Here is a 20031-nt window from a genome sequence, read left to right as displayed (position 1 = left end):
TAACCGGACACAATATGTGCCCGGTTAGGTGTTTGGCTCTCACTACCCCTCCATACTCCGCAACCTCTGGGTTACCGATTCCTTGGAGAAGCTCTTGAAAGCTGCTGCGGGAATGATCAGACAAACTGCGAAGATCGATACAAGGGCGATCACCATGGGAACTGCTGGATAGATGAACACGGCATAATCGGCCTGCGATTGAAACAGCTTGAATACACCATAAGTGATCAGGTTGCCCAATGTCAGCACCAGAACGGAGGATATTATTGCATAACCGAGCCCCTCAAAAACTAGCATTTTCAGAAGCTGTCTTTGGGTCATGCCAATGCTCTCCATAATCGCTAATTCCTGACGTCTGACCGTTACACCGGTGAACATCACATTCAGAAAATTAAGTATGCCGATTAAGGCCAAAATAAGGGACAATCCCCCGCCCAAAATGTAGAGCATCAGCTTCATCGATGCAAAACCCTCCTCCGCTTCAATTTTGGACTCCACGGTAATACCGCCAATGGCATTCGCCATGTCTTTGAGCTCGTTCAAAATCACTTCAGCCAGCTCATCCTCCGATTGGATATTCACATGATCAATGAAAGGTTCATCCACCAGCTTGGCCATAGCCTGTGCACTGATATAGATGTTGGGGGCCAGACTGCCACGGTTGAATTGATAGTTTCTGGGCAGAAAGCCCCCAAGCACGATCTCACTATGCTTCCCGCTTTCCAATCGGAAGCTTATTTTCGAATTCAGTTCATACAATTCGGGCCGATTCGCAGCAATTAAGGCAATTTTTCCTTGTTCGAAAGCTGCAATATCAATCGGTATATCTAGCTCCTGATTTATTTCTTCTACATCACGTGAATCGATTCCAACGGCATACGACCAGAACATTCCTGGATACTGCTCCAATTCTTCCTCTGTTGGCGCTGTTATATCGAATTCCTTTGCGAATGCTTCAATATGCTTATTAAAAATGGCTTCATCATACGTTACCTCGATGGGTTCACTCGTTACCGCCCTTACATCTGTCACACCCGGTATTCCCCGGATTTCTTCCAGCAATGGTTCGTTGAGATATGGTTTTCGCTCGCCTCCTGCCAGGGTATTTGCCGTGCTGTTATGCAGTTCAAAGTCATAGTCAATATAGCTCTCGACAAAATGATCAAAATCCAAGCTCATCTGAATGGTGTTCACAGCCATAAAGGTGGTGATCCCCATAAATAAGGAAAGAAATACGAGCAGAGCTCGCTTCCTGTCCCTGAAAATATTGCGGACTGCCATAGCTGTAAGCCTGCCGCCGCTATGGCCGGGCCGATACTTGCGCTTGATCGTTGCACCTGTATAACGAACAGCTTCGATCGGTGAGATGCCCCCAGCCAGGCGTGCCGGTTTGATGCAGCTGACCCAGGTTGTCAGCAGGGAAAATGCAATGGCCCCCGCATAGATCCACGGACTAAACGAAACAGCGACGCCGGTGCTGCTCACACTGTATATCCCTAAGGCCATGGGCACCAGAACATAGGAAATCATCGTGCTAACGACGATTCCAATCGGAATACCAATCGCAGAAAGAAGCAGCGCTTGCCCCATGACGATGCGCCTAATCTGGCGAGGCGTCGTACCTATTGTCTTCAGCAATCCATAATAACGGATATCCTTGGATACCGAAATGTATAATACATTATAAATCAGCAGATAGCCGCTTAACATAATAAATGATATAAGCGCGGCAAATCCGAGCATAAGGCCGATATTCGAATCATTGGATTGATAAAGCGGTACCGTCTTGACCTTCTGCCGACCGTCTTCCTCTAGCTGTAAATCTGCCCTTAAGCGGGCGGAGGCCTCTTCAATATCCTTCACCTTTTTATAATACACCGTCGCACTGCCGGATTTCTCCACAGATATCCCTTTACGGTCGATGTAAGCTTTTGACACTAGTATAATCCCTTGGTTCCCCGACCGCACATTCATATATTCCGTATAGTAGCCGGATAAAGTAAAACGTCCAGTCTCCTCAAGAAGCTTGTCATTCAGGCTCGTGGTTGTCAGCTCAATCTCCATTCCCGGCTTGGGGTCTGTAATCCCCATCCGCTCAAGCAGCCAGGAGGCGATCATCACCTCATTCTCCTCCTGCGGATATTCACCGACAAGATGGGTCAACGCCGGCCTGCGGTGCTTCTCCCACTCTGTCTCATCGTACCAAAATAGCTGGAGCGCCAGATTGCCCCATTGCTCAGGAATGACAACCTGCTCTGCCGCAGCCTGAAGTCCAACCATATCAATATAAGCCAGTTCATGCAGCTTGGACACTTGCTCCTCGGTTGCCAGGGTCAAGGCAGCATGAGCCGTCGTGCCCATCACGCGTATTTGCTGGAGATCGTATGACTTCAAATAACTCATTCCGATGCTGAAAACCGAAGTGATCAAAAAGGTTGTCAGCGAAATCGCGAGAATAACGATCCAGTTGCGTGTTCGGTTCGCTTTCAGGGTGCGTCCGGTTAGCTTTCGGATGACATGTCGGTTGTTATTTGGAAACATCACCGCATGCCACCTCCAACGATTTTCCCATCCTCTATCCGGACAATGCGATCTGCCAGCTGGGCAATCTCTTCGTTATGAGTAATCATGACGATCGTCTGATTAAATTTGCGGCTCGTCATTTTCAGAAGTCCAATAACCTCCATGCTTGTCCGGCTGTCCAGATTGCCCGTAGGCTCATCTGCCAGGATAATAGCCGGCTTGGTCGCGAGCGCCCGTGCGATCGCCACCCTTTGCTGCTGACCGCCTGACAAATTATTCGGCAAATGCTCCAGCTTATGAGATAGCCCCAGAGCAGCAAGCATGTTGTCCAAATACGCCTGATCCAGCACTGCGCCATCCAACTCAATCGGCAGCGTTATATTCTCATACACATTAAGCACCGGCACCAAATTATAATTTTGGAACACAAAGCCAATATGCCGTCTGCGAAAAATCGTAAGCTGCTCATCGTTCATTTCAAACAGCTCTTTTCCATTTACGATCACCTTGCCTGCAGTGGCCCGATCCAGCCCGCCTAGCATATGCAGCAAAGTAGACTTTCCGCTCCCTGACGTTCCGACAATCGCTACGAATTCTCCTTCGTTAATGGTTAAATCCACGCCATCCAGCGCTTTAACTTCGTTCGGCTGCGTTCCGTAATATTTGGTTAACCCTTCCGTTTGCAATACCTGCATCCCATTCATCTCCATCACTTTTGATTCCATCCAGTATCCTTATATGCCTAATCTTAGCGGACAGATCTTACAAACTCATGACAACTTATAAATGGAATGTTATTTAGGGGCGGAGAGAGCAGCTGCTCCTGGGATAAGCCAAAGTTGAAATGAGGGGGGCTCATAGAAAAAAAGAGCGGCCATCAAGACCACTCTTTACATCGCGTATTTAAAATTCAGCTTTACAAATAACACAAAATAGACTTCTCGATCCAATACGTAAACACCGTGCCCGGGCTCCGATTTTCATATTCCTTCATTCTCAAATACATGTCCATTCCATCGGAAACATCATGCCATAGATCCGTAAATACAAAATCATATTGCCCTTTACCCATTTGCTCCTGCGCATATTCAAAGGCATCCGCCTGGACGATGCGAATCTTATCGGCATGCTTGAATTGGGGCAGCACGTATTCCCGGAATAAATCGATCACATGCTCATTGCTTTCAACGACTGTTACGCTTGCTACATTCTCCTTTTCAGATACCATGTACGCATAGTAACCAAGCCCCAGTCCATAGGTAAGCACGTTACCGAAGGCTTGATCGACCGGCTCCTTCATCGTTTCGATTTCATTCGGCGTAATGGTCATCCAGATGCGGCCGTTTTCCAGAATGGCCGGAAATTTGAATTCCGTGTCAAAAAAACCGATTTGGGGAATCTGCCTTCCCTCTTCCGTACGGACGATATCGCTGCATACAAAGCCTTCGAAAGGCTTGTATTGTTCATATTTCAATTCGCTGTTCCCTATTTTGACCGCCGGAATCTTGATATGGCTGTAGTACGGGTTGCTAGAGTACTCCTCTGCCCCAAGCCTGTGAATCATGCGGTTAAAATAACGGTTGAACAGGTCTTTATCGTCCGCATTATCCACGATATCCATGCCGAAGGCTGCTGCCAATAAGACCCCAAAGGCATATTCATAGGAAACGCCGCTCTGCACAATCTCCTCGATTTCTTCCTTGTTGATGAAATCAGGAGCCTGGTTCAAATAATGGCTTAGTAAAGCAAATACCTTGGAGTTATCTGCCTTGATTTTCTCTGCTATCGGTTGATTATGTTCCATTTTCTCTCCTGTCTATGTTTTGCATTATTTCATGCTGTGTATTAAAATCCCGCTATCACGAACCGCATCGACCGCCTGCTTCAGGATCTCCGCGTCCTGAACTAACGCCATTCTCACATACCCTTCACCCGAAGGGCCGAAGGCGCTCCCCGGCGTGACGATGACTCCGGCCTTGGTAACCAGATCCATTGCAAAATCCTCTGATTTCCCGTAATGCCGGGGAATCGCGGCCCAGACGAACATCGTTGCCGCTGGCTTTTCCATGCTCCAGCCGATCGCATTCAAGCCCTCGCAGAGCACATCTCTACGCCGTTCGTAAGCCTTTCTCGTCGTCTCTACTCCGCTCTGGTCGCCCGTTATTGCAGCAATCGCCGCGTGCTGGATCGGCAGGAACATGCCATAGTCCATGTTCGATTTAAGTATTTTCAGACGGGATACGACCTCGGCATTTCCCACGCAAAAACCGATTCTGGCACCGGCCAGTCCATAGGTTTTGGAGAGGGAATTGAACTCGACACCAACCTCCTTCGCCCCAGGGAAGGCGAGGAAGCTCCCGCAGTCTTTTCCATCAAACACTAATTCACTATAAGCATTGTCATGAAGAACGATAATATCGTATTTCTTGGCGAAAGCAATCAAATCAACGTAGAAGCTGTCCGGCGCCATGGCGGTGGTCGGGTTATTGGGATAGGAAACCAGCATCAGCTTGGCTTGTCTAGCTGCATGTTCGGGAATGTCCTCCAGGTTGATCACATAGCCGTTTTCTTTTTTCTGGGGCATGTAATGCAGCTTCGCCCCCGCAAGCAGCGGCCCGTCGGCAAACACGGGGTAGCAGGGATCTGGCACCAGCACGATATCTCCCTCATCCACGATGGATAATGAAATATGCGCCAGCCCTTCCTGCGAGCCTAACAGCGAGCAGATCTCCGTCTTCGGGTTCAGCTCAACGTTGTATCTCTCCCTATACCAGCAGCTGACCGCCTCCAAGAGCTCACTCTGATCACTAAGAGCGTAAATATAGTTCTTCTCGTCAGCCGCAGCCGTGCGCAAGGCTTCTATAACATGAGGGGCCGGTGGAATATTCGGCGTGCCTATGCTCAGGTCAATCACCGTTTCTCCACGCTGTAACCTGCCGCTTTTTATATCCAACAATTTAGTGAAGATGCCTTCCCCAAATCGGTCCATTCGTTTTGCGAACTGCATTTTTTGGGCTCCTTTTTGATTTAAAATAATAATATAAACTATATGTAATTTCTCATCATGCTTTGCAGTGCTTCTTTGGTCATACCCGCATATATGCTTAGGATGTCATAACGGGATAATCGGAAATAAAGGCTTGCCAAAAAGTTTTTAATATTTGAAATGATCACATACTCCTCATTCCAAACTTCGCTCTTGTCCCAATTAGTAAACTCCTTCAACCATGCCTCGATTTGAATCTCTGTAAATCGTTCATGACTCAAAATAGTGACAGCAGCAGAGGTTAATCTCTCATCTTCTAAATTGAAATAGACTATATTTTTTCTACAAATCAGGGCTCGGATCGCTTCCAAAAGCTCTAATTTATCTCCCATGGATAAAACAGTGCTTTTCCCCAATTCATCCATTGCATCGGCTATATGAGCCACGGAATGTGCCCAGCCTTTACCAGCCACAAAACCTCTATAATCTTTTTCCTCATGGATATATTGAATAACTCCATCCTTCATTCTAACCATATCTTGTGCTTTTAAAAAAGGTGTCCTTTGATCGGCCATAAGTAATAAAGGGATAAGAAGAACCGAAAAAGAACGTGTAAATACAGAATCCGTATCTGTTTCCCCGATTCCAAAAAATATGTGCTGTTCTGTAAAGAGTGCTTCATACACTTCTTTCAATTGCATGACCGGGATATCTCCGTTCAGCATCCACTTAGAAAATGTACAATAGATAAGATCGTCCCGTAACTCACTGTCTACGGAGCCTATGTTGAACAGCATCTCATGAATGATTTGATCTCTCTCGCCCTCCGGTAATTTATAGTTGTTCTCCTTGATTTCCTTTAAACGCTGTTTAATATCCATTTCATATTCATATCCTTTTTTCTATATTTAATATCTCAGAGTCTTTAGTTCTGTAGGTAAGGCTTTATCGCCTTGCTTGAAATCTACCAATAAATAAAAGGTTATCATAGTAGAGTTAACATGAACACCAGTTATTGTAAGCTCCAATATCAACGCAAGGGATAGAGGCTTGCAAACATCCGTTTTTTGTGTATGGACTTATCATTTTCGACGGACTATAATACAAAATACATCTTAAATCACGAACATTAAGGCGGTATTTATGGAAAAATATATGCAAATATTTCAAGGCACAGCTTTCTCCAGCAAATCCCCCAAAGAAATTCAAATCTTAAAAGACCATTTATTTTGTATCCATGCGGACGGGATGATTGAAAAAGTCGTTGCCCCAGAGGATCCCGAATATCAACCTTTGCTGGATCGCTATCAGGGCAAGCATAATTTTCATTCATTGGCCGAAGGCCAGTATTTCTTACCAGGTTTTATCGATCTGCATGTTCACGCGCCGCAATGGGCACAATCCGGAACCGCATTGGACATTCCGCTCTATGACTGGTTAAATACGTATACCTTCCCGCTGGAGTCTAAATTTTCGGATCTGGATTTTGCAAAAAAGGTCTACGATGATGTGGTAAACACTTTACTCGCGAACGGAACAACCACAGCACTTTATTTTGCAACCGTGCATAAAGAGGCAAGCTTATTGTTAGCTGAAATATGCGCCGAAAAAGGCCAACGCGGACTCGTCGGAAAAGTCGTCATGGATGATCCACAGCAAAATCCCGAATACTATCGGGACAATGACACACCTACGGCACTCACGGATACCGAAGAATTTATTCTAGCTGTACAAGAATTAGCCAAATCCACGAAACAAGGCGTCTATCCGGTAGTGACGCCGAGATTCATTCCAAGCTGTACGGATGATGCTTTAAAAGGTTTGGGAGAGCTGGCCGCCAAATATGATACGTATGTTCAATCGCACTGCAGCGAAAGTGATTGGGCGCACGGTTATGTACAAGATCGCTTCCATAAGAACGATGCCTTTGCTTTGCATGATTTCGGCCTATTGCGTAATAAATCCGTCATGGCTCACTGCAATTTCCTAGATGAGCAGGATGCAGATTTATTTGCGGAAACAGGGACGGCCATTGCCCATTGTCCTATCTCAAACGCGTATTTTGCCAATAGCGTCATCCCGATTGCCCATTTCCACTCCAAAGGCGTCGAGATTGGTTTAGGATCCGATATCTCGGGAGGCTTCTCTCCCAGTCTATTCGATAACATCAGACAAGCCGTCATCTCTTCAAGAATGCTGGAGGATGGCGTGAATGCCTCCCTTTCTGCCAAAGATCGCGGCGTACCCGGATCACGGATTACGATCCACGAAGCATTCTATCTAGCTACTGCTGGCGGCGGTGAAAGCTTAAGCTTGCCTATCGGCCGTATTCAAGAGAACTATGCTTGGGATGTACAGGTGATCGATACGAAGCTGCCAACGGCCAAATTGCCGATCTTTATTGAAAATGAAAATTTGGACGACGTTTTTCAAAAAATGATGTATCTAGTTAAACCTGAACATATCCGTGAGGTGTGGGTACAAGGTGAAAAGGTACATTCGCGTTAGGCATAAACAGCATAGTAGCCTGTTAGACGAATCATTAAATCTAACAGGCTTTTTTGCTGTGAATGTGAGCGACTATGTGCCGCGTTTTGCTCTTTTAACGACCAGACTATATTTTTTGCCGTACGCTCTGCCGTATCTGACGATCCGTCTGATTATGCTTTTATCCCGCAGCAGCGTATACGGGGATACCCCCGGCTTCGAGTTCACCTCCAGAATCCACAGCTTCAGCTTGTGATCAATCGCATAATCCATACCGAGCTCCTTAATCCCGGGGGTGACGCGCCACAGCTGCCTAACGGTTCGGTGTGCCAGAGTGTTCATGCGGCGATACAATTTCCTGCGGTTTGCGGGACTGGCAAACTTGCGCAATACGGCATCCGTTGAATAAATCGAGCCGCCCTGGCTTCCATTCGTCACGATTTTGCGGGGATGGGCCACTCTGGCTAATGTACCGGTCGTTGCAAACCCGCCTCGAGGCGCTCGCTGGATCATTTGTCTAAGATCGAATGGACGCCCTCTATGCGTAAGCATCCAAATTCCCTTCTGCACGATATACCGCTCACCCTTCATTTCCCTGCATAAGGAGGCATAGGCCTGGTGATAGTTTGCAAATGCCCGCTTGCGCTTGCCATGCTGATACACATATTTCCACCTTCCGCCTTTGTGCTTCTCCACCCTCATGACGCCTCGTCCCTGCTGCCCGCTGACCGGTTTCATATAGACCATCCCGTAATGCGAGAGCATGCGATACAACATCCTTTTCGTGGCGATTCTTGTCGGCGGCAAATACTGCCGAAGCAACTTTTCCCTCCGCATGATCACGTAATTGCTCCATTTATTCAACTTACGGTAACTCATTTGATCCCTCCATTTCTCGTTTACTCCTAGCATACGTTTCAAACAAAAAAAAGGATGTAGGCTGCTGTCGTTACGGGATGAAAGGATCTGCCATATGCTTAATTGACTAGCAGCTGGAAGAGGCTGCGTCCACTACTACGTTTAGGAGGCTTAAAAAGCGATATGGCGCTCACCCCTTCGCTTCAACAGCAGTTGGCTCGCATCACTCAGTTGCACCCCGCCTATGGCGATCTGCTTGCAGAGCAGGGCATCCTGCCTCATGCTGCGGTCTTGTCCGAACTCCCGCTCCTTACCGAGGAACGTCTGAATACGATTTACTACAAGCAGGAGCCTCGAACAGAGCCCGGCCTTACCGTCTACCGGACCTCTGGAACCTCAACCGGCATACGGAAAACGATCTATTATTCACCAGAAGACGAAGAGCATTATCGAATGGACAAAATGGCTTGCTACCGTGCGTGGCTTGCATCCAACCCCTTGCAAATACGCAGAGCCTTTGCAGATGTAGGCACGGGTCATGCGGCAAGCACGGCCAATACGATTTTTCGCGAGCTTGGCCTGCAGACGGAGGCGATTTCCTTCTCCAAGCCGATTGAAGAGCATATCGCCCGGATTAGCTCATTCAAGCCTGAGCTGCTATACACGATGCCTTCCATTCTGGAAGCCATTGCCCGAGCTGCAGGGAATCCCGCGTCACTTGGCATCCGTAGAATCATTCTCGTCGGAGAAATGGCTTCACCCGCCTGGCAGGCCAATATGGCAGCACGATTCGGCATAGGTGCCCACGATATCCTCGATACGTATGGCTCCATCGAGGTAGGCGCGATTGCCTCCTATTCCCACCAACATGGCGTCTATCTGTTCGCTGACGGGATCCACGCAGAGACGGTGCCCGCCGAGCAGCTTGATCCTGGCTTCGAGCCGCTGGCAGACAACGAGGGTGTGCTCGTACTAACCTCCAACAGACGCAGCTTATTCCCCGTCATCCGTTATGTCACCTACGATGTTGTGCGCGATTTCCGCACCGTAGAGATTGACGGGACGATGCGGCAGGCGTTCGCTTGTATCTCCAAGCGAATCGGAAGCGAGCTCAAGCATGGCGAGAAAATCAGCTTGTACGACATCGAAAACGTAGTGCATAGCTTCGTCAAGGATGCCGAGCTGCGCGTCAGCGTAGACGACAACAAGCTGACCGTTCGCATTCGGAGCGAGTCGCTCAATAACGAGCTGCTGGGCTCCATCCGGCATGCGATTGAGCATACGATTGAAGCTATCGGACAGATGATTGAAGGCCGTATGCTGGATCGAATTGAGGTTATTCGCATGAAAAAAGATGAGCCTTTTAACCAAGGGCAAGGCTCAGTGAAATCCAAGAAACTGTATAACTAGGAGGCGTAATGTGATCCATGACCAAAGACTGGCTTTCTTGTATCGGCAACACCCCGCTTGTCCTGCTCTCCCGCCTCTTCGCCAATGATCGCGGAATTGCCGTCCATGCCAAGCTTGAAATGCTGAATCCGAACGGAAGCGCCAAGGATCGCCCAGCTGCGCGTATTATTTCTGCAGCGCTGGAGCAAGGCTTAATCGGTCCCGGTTCGGTCATTATCGAATCCAGTTCGGGCAATATGGCGATCAGCCTGGCTGCCATCTGCTCCCGACTGGGTATGCGCTTCATAAGCGTTGTCGATCCAAAAACAACGCCCCAAAATATCCGCATTATGCGAGCTTATGGAGCCGATATCGAGCTTGTGCAACAGCCTGACCCCGAAACCAGCGAGTTCCTTCCGGCCAGGCTGAACAGGGTCAGACAGCTCGTTCAGAGTATCCCGAACAGCTTCTGGCCCAACCAGTATGAGAATGAAAACAACTACTTATCGCATAAAGACGGGACGATACGGGAAATTATCGCCGAGCTGGGCCAAGTCGATTATGTCATTGGCGGCGTCAGCACCTGCGGTACGATGCTGGGCTGCGCCGCCTTCGTCAAGGAGCAACAGCTTCGCACTAAAATCGTCGCTGTCGATGCCGTAGGCAGCGTCATTCTTGGCGGAACGAAAGGCAAGCGATTTTTCCCGGGGCTTGGCGCCGGCATCGCGCCTCCATTTAGCGATACAAAATTTATGGACTACGCTATTCAGGTGAATGAAGCCGATATGGTTGCCGGCTGCCGCATGCTTGCGCAGCATGAATCCATCCTCGCCGGCCCCTCTTCCGGTGCGGTCATTTATGCCCTTAAAGAAGCTTTGCTCCACAAAATACCGGATGGTTCGGTATGTGCCGTTATTCTCCATGATCGCGGCGAGCGTTATATGGATACGGTGTACAACGATGAATGGGTGGCCCAGCATCTAAACGCCGGTTCTGCGTAAAGTATCTCAAAAGATAGAAAGGGGCAGACCCATGCTTTATTTGGACAATGACCATCTGCAGGCTATCGGGTTGTGTTGGGAAGAGCTGGAGAGCCGCATTGAAGAGGCGCTGCGGCTATTGAATTCGGGTGATTATGCGCAGCCCATCAAGCCTTACCTCCGCTACGGCAATCCGGCTAACCGGATTATTGCGATGCCCGCCTTTGTCGGGGGAACGGTACAAGCGGCAGGCCTGAAATGGATCGCCAGTTTTCCCGACAATACGTTAAGCGGACTGCCGAGAGCGCATAGCGTGCTATTGCTTAACAAGTCCGATACGGGCGTTCCTTACGCCATTCTGAACTCGCCGCTGCCGAGCGTAGCCAGAACGGTTGCTGTGAGTGCTGTCATGCTGCGCCATTATTTGCAAGCGCGCCCTGCCACGGGGCGGTTGCGGGTTGGCATCATTGGTTTTGGACCGGTTGGACAGCATCATTATGACATGTGCGGGAAACTGTTCGGAGAATTTATTGACGAGGTTCTCATCTACGATATTAGAGGCGCCAAGCTGGAGACCCCGGTTATAGAAGAAGCAGATGCAGGCTATCGCGGCCGTACACGGTTGGCCGAAAGCTGGGAGGAGCTATACAACAGCTGTAATGTCATCATAACTTGTACGGTTAGCGATCACCGTTACATCGACCAGCCGCCGCTCGCGGGCAGCCTGCTGCTTCATGTGTCGCTGCGCGATTACAAAGCAGCGGCTCTCGAACATGTAAAGGCAATCGTCGTCGATGATTGGGATGAGGTGTGCCGCGAAAATACCGATATCGAGCTGCTGCACCTGGAACGGGGACTTACGAAGGACGCTACATGTTCGCTGGCCGATGTCGTCTGCCGGGACGCTCTGGGGAAACTTGCAGCGGATGAGTCTGTTTTATTTTGCCCGATGGGAATGGCCGTGTTCGATATAGCAACAGCAGCCTACTGGGTGCAGAAGGCGCAGTCGCTGGGGGTTGGTTTGGATTTAGCGGATGGATAACCTCCTTAAGATCTTCCTGTTCCTATTTGGTTCCCAACTCCCTTCGCACTCACTAAAAACCTTATAAACAAAGAACAGTGAGCCGTTCTCCCATCTGAATTTGGCTCTGCGTTTGGGGCTGTACAGCTGTTGGGCAGATCAAGGGCTTCACATAATCTCCCTTTTGAGATGATGTCGGGCTCGGTAAATAGAACCAGATGGGCAGAGTTGAGTCTTGACCCAACTGATGCGTTTCAGAGGCAACTGTTTTTCGATGCACTCGACGATGGCTGGACGAATGCGCCTTCCTTGCCGATTCGGCTTCGTCCCGGAGAGTACGCTAATCTCCATGTTGCCCAGCACGGGTGATGGACACACAGCGCGACCAAATCGTTCAAGAACGGCTTCAGCACGGCCGCCGCCGTGCTGGCCGCTCTTACGGTGAAATCCTCCTTCAAGTGATCGCAGGCTGCGTCAGCAGGCTGTACTTTATCGAGATGGATTCCGAGCAGGCGGTAAAGCACTGATATCGCCAGCGCCGGATAGAGGAGCCGCAATAAGGCAAACTGTCTGGCAATGCCAGCTCGCAATACAGATCGGCGTTCTCTTCGCACTGGTCTATAAGCACATTCACGCGGATTCATTATCCGGGGAGTGGAAAATAAGTGGAAAGTAGGCTAAACTGTACTGAGAATCATTCTCAAGTACAGTGGAGGGATGAGGCATGAACGCTTCCTTGAATTCCATTTATCAGCTCTACTTCGATACCTCCCCTTTTTCCCGCATCAGCCCCACTACGTATGCCATTGCTCCGTCGGTGGGTGATGGGAGCATCCACCGTTTGAGTACCTATAGCGGTATCGAGATCGTGTATTCAGAGTATCAGCTGTATTCGCGGCAGACCAATCGCTTCGCCACGCGGGATCGGATGGTCGAGCTGCAATTCTCCTTGTCAGGCTATCGTTCCGCCTGCATATCCGGGTTGGATTTCACGCTGGAGAGCGGTAAAGGAGCTCTCCTGTTCATGCAGGATTTCGACGTCAAATTCGATTTTAGCTATGAGGACCCGATTCGTTCCTTTGCACTCGGAATCCCGGTCGAATTGTTCGAATATGCGGTATCCAGGCTGGCGCAATCGAACGACGGACATTTCGAACGGCTGACGAAAGGCGCCGCCTTCAGGCAGCTTGATTTTGTGCCAGACAAGCGCGGGATGATGCTCGTGCATCAACTGATCGGCGAGCTGCAAGGGACGATCCGGTCGCCGCTCCTCATGGAAGCCGCTGCTTACGAGCTGCTTAATCTTTATTTTATGCAGCTGTTCGATCCGCTCCCCGTCTGTGAGGGACTGTCGCGGGAGGATCTTCGCAGGGTGCGTCAGGCGGCGGAAATCCTTGAAGCGGAAATGAAAAATCCCCCGTCACTGCTCGCGCTTGCGAAGCAAGTCGGGATCAATGATTACAAATTGAAAAAAGGGTTTAAAGCGATTTTTCATACGACTGTTTTCGAATATTTGCGGCAAATCCGGATGGAGCACGCCATGAAGCTGCTGCGAAGCGGACATTGCACCGTAACGGAGGCTGCCATCGAGACCGGATACAGCAATATCAGCGCCTTCTCCGAGCAGTTCAGCAAAGCGTACGGCGTCAAACCGTCCATGGTCAAGCGATTCTATTAAAAATAGGGCAGATCCGTAATAGAATAATCCGTCACGCGGTAATAAAATCCGTACGGAGGCGGCAAACACCTCCCCTTTCCTGTATCGTTTACTTCCAAGACAGATAAGGAGAGGAGAGCACTACAGATGTTCCGGATCAAAGCCAGTATTTTTTTCAGCGTATTCGTGGCCATGCTCAGCTTGATGCTGATCGCACCCATTATGCCGCCGCTAATTCGCGAGCTCGGCTTAAGCGAAAGCCATTCCGGCTGGATCATTTCGCTCGGCTCCGTCTCGATGGCCGTTATGGCTCCGGTCTGGGGCCGATGGAGCGATACCAGGGGCCGGAAGCCCGTCATTCTAATGGGCTTCATCGGGATGGGGATCAGCTGCCTGCTGTTTGCGCTGGCGCTATACTCAGGTTTGAACGGCTGGATCACCGGCGGATTGCTGGTTGCGCTGCTCATTGTGACGCGCAGCATCATCGGGCTGTTTATTCCAGCCGTCCTGTCCTCCGCGCAAGCCTATATGGGGGATATCACCGAAGGACAGGAGCGTACAGCCGGCATGGCCATCATTAGCGCGGCGAACGGAATGGGGCTGGTCTTTGGCCCCGCCATCGCAGGAGCGTTCACTGTAATCGGCTTGCTGTGGCCTCTTTATTTTGGCACGGTGCTATCCTTCGTGGCCTTCGCCGCGGCGCTGCTGTTCATTCCACCGGCCAAGCCGGTCGTGCAGGAGAAGCCAGCCAAGGTCAACCCCCTGCAGCCCGGGCTTAGAATCTATTTGCTGGCGGGCTTCGTAACGATGACTGGAATCATCAGCATTCAGGTCGTCGGCGGATTTTATTTTCAGGACATGCTGCATTTGACCGGGCAGGAGACTGCGCGTATGGTATCCATGGGGCTAATGCTGTCCGGAGTCGCGATGCTGGTCGTGCAGGTCATTCAGATGAAATGGCTCAAGCTTCATCCCAAGACAATGATGCTGGCGGGGGGACTGCTTATTGTGCTCGGAATGCTGACCTTCCTCTACTCGGGGAGCAAGGCATTCTATTATTTCGCCTTCTTCCTGTTCGGAACGGGCGCAGGCCTGTCAATGCCTGGATTTATGGCCGCTGCCTCGCTCGCAGTATCCAAAGAGCAGCAAGGAGGCGTGGCCGGTCTCGTCGCTTCCGTTCAGGGCGTGACAGCGATCGTGATCCCGATCGTTACGACGACGCTGTATCAAGCGGACAAGAGTCTGCCTTTCTGGCTCGTCATCCTCTTGTGCTTGGCGATAGCTCCAGTGCTTTTGTCCGTCAAAGGCAACACCCCGGCTAAAGCTTCGGCTGACGAGCAGCTTGCGCAGGATTGACGAATCAGCCTAAAATTGACACCATTAGAATAAAGCTCAAAGCCGATTCCCCCTGTAAGAGGGTGGAATCGGCTTTTTACGTGTTGAACGAATCAGTTCCTGTTCTATTAAAAAGACGAATTGCCGCACAAGCATTGTTCAATAATCTGTTACTTGGATAGTTTAAGGAAGCCTTCCCCGAAGACATCGCGAACATCCTGGATGGTAATAAATGCATTCATATCCTCGGCGCGGACAATTTCTTTGAGCATAAGAACCTCCTTTTTGCTGATAATGATATACAGAATTTCTTTGGAATCCTTCGTGTAGTATCCGTACCCGGACAGCACAGTTACCCCGCGATCCATTTTCTCAACCACATGGCGCGCGATATGATCCTGCTTAGTAGAAATGATGGTAACCGCCTTTTTGGGATTGAGTCCTTCAATGATAAAATCCATCACTTTGGTAGCGGTAAACAGCAATACAATCGTGCTCATCAAGCCTTTGACCCCGATAATGAAAACGGACGAGCAGGCTACAATGAGGTCAAAGAACAAAAGCCCGTAGCTGATGTTCCAGTCTAGATACTTATTAGTAATTCGTGCCAGAATGACGCTCCCCGCCGTTGTACCGCCCACGCGGACAATCATGCCGATACCAGCCCCGGCAAATACTCCGCCAAAGATCGTGTTGATCCACAACTCATTGGAATCAATAGTCCACCCCTTCGTCAAATGCAGAAAAATTGAATTGAGCACCACAGCAATAATCGTGTAGAGCGTTGTTTTTTTATCCAGGAACTTATAGCCGACAACGAGCAAAATCCCGTTCAGGATCAGGTTCATCAACCCTGGCGACCAGCCAAACAAATAGTAGAAAATGATAGTGAGCCCCGTAACCCCGCCTTCGCCCAGATCATTGGGGATAACAAATAAATTCACTGCCAGCGCAAACAAGAAAGCCCCCACAATAAGCGAGGACATATCCGTAATTCTTTTTTTCATCAAGTACTCCATCCAATCTCTCTAAAAATCAACCTATGCTGCCATATCGTATCAACAGGTTGTACATCTCCTGATTTTATCATGCGGCTCATGAATTTAGTATATGGTAAATCATAGTCTCTCTCTATCAACGTTTGTCGGGAACGGAAATCGGATCGTCTAACAATGTAAAAACAAGCTGTGCACCGTCTCTCAGCCCCTGTATGTATAAGTGCTCGTTTTCTACTGCCCGTTTGAAGTGATGCTTGTCCTCCCAATCCATATACCCCGGAATATTCGTTCGATCCACGCCAGCAAACATAGTCTCAAAAGCCAAGCCCTCCTCGGAACGAAGCTTGCGCAATTCAGGACGACGTTCGATTCCACTCATAACACGTTCCAGCCTTTCTTGAAGCGCACTTTGAAGCCATAATGGCAAATCCACCGTTTATTCCCCCCTCTGAAATTTGAGCTTAGCTTGAACGCCGTTTATAGCCCACCCGTTTGTGCAACTGGATAATCAGCTCATCCACTTTCCTACTTTGAGCTTGGAGTGCGTTGTTTTTAAATAATGGGACTCCCTGTTCAAAGGTTTTGTGCCCAAGTTCATTTAACTTTCGTTTTTCAACTTCAAATGACTCCTTCCAATCCTTCATCCCTTCATCTCCTTATCCAATCAAGATGATGATTATTAATAAAACAATTCGTGAAACATATGTATCTGTTCAAATATTTCGGAAATTCTAGAACTAACACCCTTAAAACTATCAAAAATAATACCTTTAAAACTCATTAAAGTCAACTATAAACTCCTCCATAATAAGAACTAAGAGCTCCGATTCAGAAAGGATCAAAAATGAATGATTACGATAAAAAAGCTGTTGGTGAACGTATCCGAACCCGGCGAAAAGCTTTGGGCATCTCTCAAGAGGATTTTGCAGAACTAATAGGTCGTGTTCCCAAATTTTGCGCCGATATTGAACGTGGGCAAACCGGAATGTCTATTGAAACCATGCTTAGTATTTGTTCCCTGTTAAAAATGTCTCCCAATCAACTTCTCTTAGGCAGTTCGGATCAAACCAAGCATTATGATGAAACCGAACTGATTGTCGATGCTCTGAATCAATGTACAGAGAAGCAGCGCAAAGATGCCTATGCCCTATTGAAACTTTTTCTTACTGCTATTCGTTAGGTAAAAGTTTTTGCTGCAGACTGCAGATAACCTGTCACAGAACTCTCTTGTTTGATTTGGGGGTCATTGTCATTGTGAACAAAAAGTACGACCTAAAAACTAAAGACGCCCGGATTTGTTTAGCCGAGCGTCTTTCTTATTTTATCGAATTTCACATATCTATTAACGAACTATCACTTCGTTTATTAATCTATATATGCTGAACTTAAGATTTTACGGTAGAAGCAGCAGCAAGGAATGTTCTTTCGAATTTGTACGATTTTTCGCATAAAATTCTTGCTGCGGACGCTTTCAAGAGCGCTTTTGTATGATTTTTCATTTAAAACAGCCGCGACCGACCACCTCGTGAGCTCTTTGTACGAATTTTCATTCAAAATTGTTGCTGTAGCCGACAATGCCGGATTCCGCTTGTTTTTGCTCCATATAACCTTCCATTGAATAGCGGGAAGGACGATGCAATGGCCATAAGACGGATCGAAGTATCAGGTTAGTTCAACTCATCCCGTTTACTCGCCACGTACTACACGGAAACCTTGATCGGGGCCGAAGCCACTCGCCTCAAACTTGCCCCGGAAAGATATCTCATTGTTCCTGACGTCACCGATCCAACCGCCGCCCTTCACCACCCGAAAAGCGCTATCCAAATTTTCTTCTCCGTACCAGTTCCAGCACCATTCCCTTACATTACCTGACATATCGTAAAGCCCTAGCTCGTTGGGCTTCTTGCTGCCCACAGATTTTGTTTTGTTTTTGTTGCTTTCTATTTTAGGCCAGTTCCAATCTCCGGATAAGTATTTATCACCAGCATTTTTCCAATACCATGCTACTTCATCTGCATTATTGTTTCCGCTGTATGTGTAACTCTTGCTCTCCTGTCCACCACTCGCAGCGTATTCCCACTCGGCTTCTGTCGGCAACCGGTAACCGTTAGCTCCCTCATTGATCGTTACTGTCCATTTTATATTATCGTGCTCGCTCTTATTATTCCGATCCTTTTTATTCTTGTTTATATTGTAATATGGTTTTAAGCCCTCTTTAATACTGCGTTGATTACAGTACTCAATAGCGTCGTACCAGCTTACCATTTCTACCGGCAAATTATCTCCTTGGAATCCTGAGGGATTACTTCCCATGACTTCCGTCCATTCTTTTTGAGTTACCTCATATTTACCTATATAAAAATTCGATATGGTTGCACTTTTTCCATAGTAGTTGGAATTTTTGTTTATAAAGGTTCCGCCTTGGACGAATACAAGGTTATTATTCTTATTAGGCATTGCATTCTTTTCAGGCTTTTCTTGCGAACAAGCACTGAGCACAAATATGATTGCCATTATTAGAAATGTGAATCGTTTTCTCATGGATAGCTCTCCTTTAAACTGATAGGAAAAGTGATAGGCCGATACGGTCTACAATTCAAGATCCACCTGCCTACGCAGACGGTTCCGATCCCTTTATTCACTTCTCTGAAAGGTAGTATTCCAACAGATTACAGGTAAGTATCTTTTGTTAAAATATATAAAGCCGCCGTCTATGAAGACGGCGGGCCTTCGCAATATGAATGATAATTAGATTTTCTCAACATTCTAGAAACGGTCTAACGCCCGTCAATTATCCTGCTTGCAGTTGGCAGTCGAGCTGTTACCACACCGTTACGTTAGAGCTCCCGCTACTTTGATACCCCTCTGTCGCTAACACCTGGTAAGACCAGTTGCTCCCCAGATTCATTCCTTTACTCTTCCATGCGTTAACATGGTTACTGAAAGTAATAGCGACGTTGCTTCCAGTCGGTCTCTTTGACTGCCTTACACTCCAGAACTGTTGAAAAGTTTGTGTGCCGTCAATGGAAGGTGCGTTGTATCGCATCGTCGTATAAATGTCATAGGTACCCCCATCGCTGGTTACGGTGCCTTTATGCGTGCCGGTAGGTCGATAAGTACCCCAACTGTCAACCACGTAATATTCTATGAGCGAGTTTCTCGTCCATCCATAGAGCGTCAAATACCCATTACCGGACGGTGCCCAGACGCCGGCATTGTAGTTGATTACCCTGTTCGGCGATCCGGTATTCCAGCCTTTTCCGACAACAAAATTCCCCGTATTTGACCAAGTCACACTGTAATTTCCGCCTGATCCATTGACGGCATTTACTGTTCCGCCGCCATCAGTCCAATTTTGCCAATAGTCTGTCGCTGCATTTGAGATTGCTGCAAACATGCCGAAACTCATTGAAGCCGCAAGAACTACCGTCAAAATTTTCTTACTAAACTTAAACATAACTTACCTCCTAGAATGTTTTTTTGTTCCTACGAACCCTACATACTACTTCCCTCTCGTTTCTCTTTGCAGTACTAACTTAGCCTGTGGCCTATTTTTCGTTTTCCTATCACCTCCTGACTTAGTAAATTATAGAAGGTAAGCGCATACATAACTATTACGAAATTAAATATTTATCCCTACTTTTTTTACATATTTTAAATTCGTGGAAAGTAGCGAGGAGGTTAAAACGGGTTTCTCCCCATAGTGACTCTATAATGTAAAAAGCCGCCCCATGAATTGAACTGTGACCCTTTTAGTGGGCAGTTTAAAGAAAGCCTCCGCGGCTCAGGCAGCTAAT

The 20031-nt window shown here is 48.1% G+C and carries 19 protein-coding genes; 7 read left to right on the top strand and 12 right to left on the bottom strand.

The genetic code is table 11. The features are described 5' to 3' along the window. Positions 1 to 42 precede the first annotated feature (42 nt). From ACE3MQ_RS25960 to ACE3MQ_RS25940, 5 genes are all read right to left on the bottom strand, one after another. Positions 43 to 2541: an ABC transporter permease gene (locus tag ACE3MQ_RS25960; protein ID WP_379398351.1), complete on the bottom strand. Its 2499-nt coding sequence runs from the start codon at positions 2539 to 2541 to the stop codon at positions 43 to 45. After that, a complete protein-coding gene (locus tag ACE3MQ_RS25955) occupies positions 2541 to 3218 on the bottom strand; it encodes an ABC transporter ATP-binding protein (protein ID WP_379398349.1) in 678 nt (225 codons plus the stop codon). Before ACE3MQ_RS25955 ends, ACE3MQ_RS25960 begins: the two co-directional genes overlap by 1 nt. 221 nt (positions 3219 to 3439) lie before the next feature. Beyond that, on the bottom strand, positions 3440 to 4327 hold the full coding sequence (locus ACE3MQ_RS25950; protein WP_379398279.1) for a spermine/spermidine synthase domain-containing protein: 888 nt from the start codon (positions 4325 to 4327) through the stop codon (positions 3440 to 3442). 24 nt (positions 4328 to 4351) lie between these two features. Continuing rightward, positions 4352 to 5530 carry an aminotransferase class I/II-fold pyridoxal phosphate-dependent enzyme gene (locus tag ACE3MQ_RS25945; RefSeq protein WP_379398277.1) on the bottom strand — a complete coding sequence of 393 codons (1179 nt, stop codon included), beginning with the start codon at positions 5528 to 5530 and terminating at the stop codon, positions 4352 to 4354. A 38-nt stretch (positions 5531 to 5568) separates the two neighbouring features. Further along, positions 5569 to 6390, bottom strand: a complete 822-nt coding sequence (locus tag ACE3MQ_RS25940; protein ID WP_379398275.1) for a DUF2785 domain-containing protein — start codon at positions 6388 to 6390, stop codon at positions 5569 to 5571. Positions 6391 to 6652: 262 nt separating this feature from the next. Here ACE3MQ_RS25940 and guaD point away from each other — a divergent pair, with 262 nt between their 5' ends. After that, positions 6653 to 8017, top strand: coding sequence for a guanine deaminase (gene guaD / locus ACE3MQ_RS25935; RefSeq protein ID WP_379398273.1), 1365 nt, complete (start codon positions 6653 to 6655; stop codon positions 8015 to 8017). A 72-nt stretch (positions 8018 to 8089) separates the two neighbouring features. Here the strand turns inward: guaD and ACE3MQ_RS25930 are convergent, their stop codons facing one another. Continuing rightward, positions 8090 to 8875, bottom strand: a complete 786-nt coding sequence (locus ACE3MQ_RS25930) for a YheC/YheD family protein (RefSeq protein ID WP_379398271.1) — start codon at positions 8873 to 8875, stop codon at positions 8090 to 8092. Positions 8876 to 9037: 162 nt separating this feature from the next. On the opposite strand from ACE3MQ_RS25930, the gene ACE3MQ_RS25925 reads away from it, so the two are divergent. The 3 genes from ACE3MQ_RS25925 to ACE3MQ_RS25915 are packed head-to-tail and all read left to right on the top strand — an operon-like array spanning position 9038 to position 12265. After that, positions 9038 to 10264, top strand: a complete 1227-nt coding sequence (locus ACE3MQ_RS25925) for a phenylacetate--CoA ligase family protein (RefSeq protein WP_379398269.1) — start codon at positions 9038 to 9040, stop codon at positions 10262 to 10264. Between the two features lie 17 nt (positions 10265 to 10281). After that, positions 10282 to 11244, top strand: coding sequence for a 2,3-diaminopropionate biosynthesis protein SbnA (sbnA, locus tag ACE3MQ_RS25920; protein ID WP_379398268.1), 963 nt, complete (start codon positions 10282 to 10284; stop codon positions 11242 to 11244). A 31-nt stretch (positions 11245 to 11275) separates the two neighbouring features. Beyond that, positions 11276 to 12265, top strand: a complete 990-nt coding sequence (locus tag ACE3MQ_RS25915; RefSeq protein WP_379398267.1) for a 2,3-diaminopropionate biosynthesis protein SbnB — start codon at positions 11276 to 11278, stop codon at positions 12263 to 12265. 233 nt (positions 12266 to 12498) lie between these two features. Here ACE3MQ_RS25915 and ACE3MQ_RS25910 read toward each other — a convergent pair whose 3' ends face one another. Continuing rightward, entirely contained in the window at positions 12499 to 12858 is a 360-nt protein-coding gene (locus ACE3MQ_RS25910) for a hypothetical protein (RefSeq protein ID WP_379398265.1), read from the bottom strand. 110 nt (positions 12859 to 12968) lie between these two features. Between ACE3MQ_RS25910 and ACE3MQ_RS25905 the strand changes: the two genes are divergently transcribed. After that, a complete protein-coding gene (locus ACE3MQ_RS25905; protein WP_379398263.1) occupies positions 12969 to 13922 on the top strand; it encodes a helix-turn-helix transcriptional regulator in 954 nt (317 codons plus the stop codon). Positions 13923 to 14048: 126 nt separating this feature from the next. Further along, on the top strand, positions 14049 to 15257 hold the full coding sequence (locus ACE3MQ_RS25900) for an MFS transporter (RefSeq protein WP_379398261.1): 1209 nt from the start codon (positions 14049 to 14051) through the stop codon (positions 15255 to 15257). Positions 15258 to 15406: 149 nt separating this feature from the next. Here ACE3MQ_RS25900 and ACE3MQ_RS25895 read toward each other — a convergent pair whose 3' ends face one another. The 3 genes from ACE3MQ_RS25895 to ACE3MQ_RS25885 form a co-directional block, all read right to left on the bottom strand. Next, positions 15407 to 16243, bottom strand: a complete 837-nt coding sequence (locus ACE3MQ_RS25895) for a YitT family protein (RefSeq protein ID WP_379398259.1) — start codon at positions 16241 to 16243, stop codon at positions 15407 to 15409. 127 nt (positions 16244 to 16370) lie between these two features. Beyond that, the gene (locus ACE3MQ_RS25890) at positions 16371 to 16667 is read right to left on the bottom strand and encodes a hypothetical protein (protein WP_379398257.1); all 297 of its coding nucleotides are present in this window, start codon (positions 16665 to 16667) and stop codon (positions 16371 to 16373) included. A 28-nt stretch (positions 16668 to 16695) separates the two neighbouring features. Continuing rightward, complete coding sequence (locus tag ACE3MQ_RS25885) at positions 16696 to 16878, bottom strand: aspartyl-phosphate phosphatase Spo0E family protein (RefSeq protein ID WP_379398255.1); 183 nt, start codon at positions 16876 to 16878, stop codon at positions 16696 to 16698. A gap of 200 nt (positions 16879 to 17078) precedes the next feature. On the opposite strand from ACE3MQ_RS25885, the gene ACE3MQ_RS25880 reads away from it, so the two are divergent. Further along, positions 17079 to 17414, top strand: coding sequence for a helix-turn-helix domain-containing protein (locus ACE3MQ_RS25880; RefSeq protein WP_379398253.1), 336 nt, complete (start codon positions 17079 to 17081; stop codon positions 17412 to 17414). A 506-nt stretch (positions 17415 to 17920) separates the two neighbouring features. On the opposite strand, the gene ACE3MQ_RS25875 is transcribed toward ACE3MQ_RS25880, so the two are convergent. Next, complete coding sequence (locus ACE3MQ_RS25875; protein WP_379398251.1) at positions 17921 to 18775, bottom strand: formylglycine-generating enzyme family protein; 855 nt, start codon at positions 18773 to 18775, stop codon at positions 17921 to 17923. Positions 18776 to 19055: 280 nt separating this feature from the next. Further along, positions 19056 to 19691 (bottom strand): glycoside hydrolase family 11 protein, encoded by a 636-nt coding sequence (locus ACE3MQ_RS25870; RefSeq protein WP_379398249.1) that lies wholly within the window; start codon positions 19689 to 19691, stop codon positions 19056 to 19058. Positions 19692 to 20031: the final 340 nt, after the last annotated feature.

Source organism: Paenibacillus lentus (assembly GCF_042714055.1).
GTDB lineage: Bacteria > Bacillota > Bacilli > Paenibacillales > Paenibacillaceae > Fontibacillus > Fontibacillus lentus_A.
Note: the sequence above shows the minus strand (reverse complement) of the source record. Positions and strands in the feature narration are given on the sequence as shown.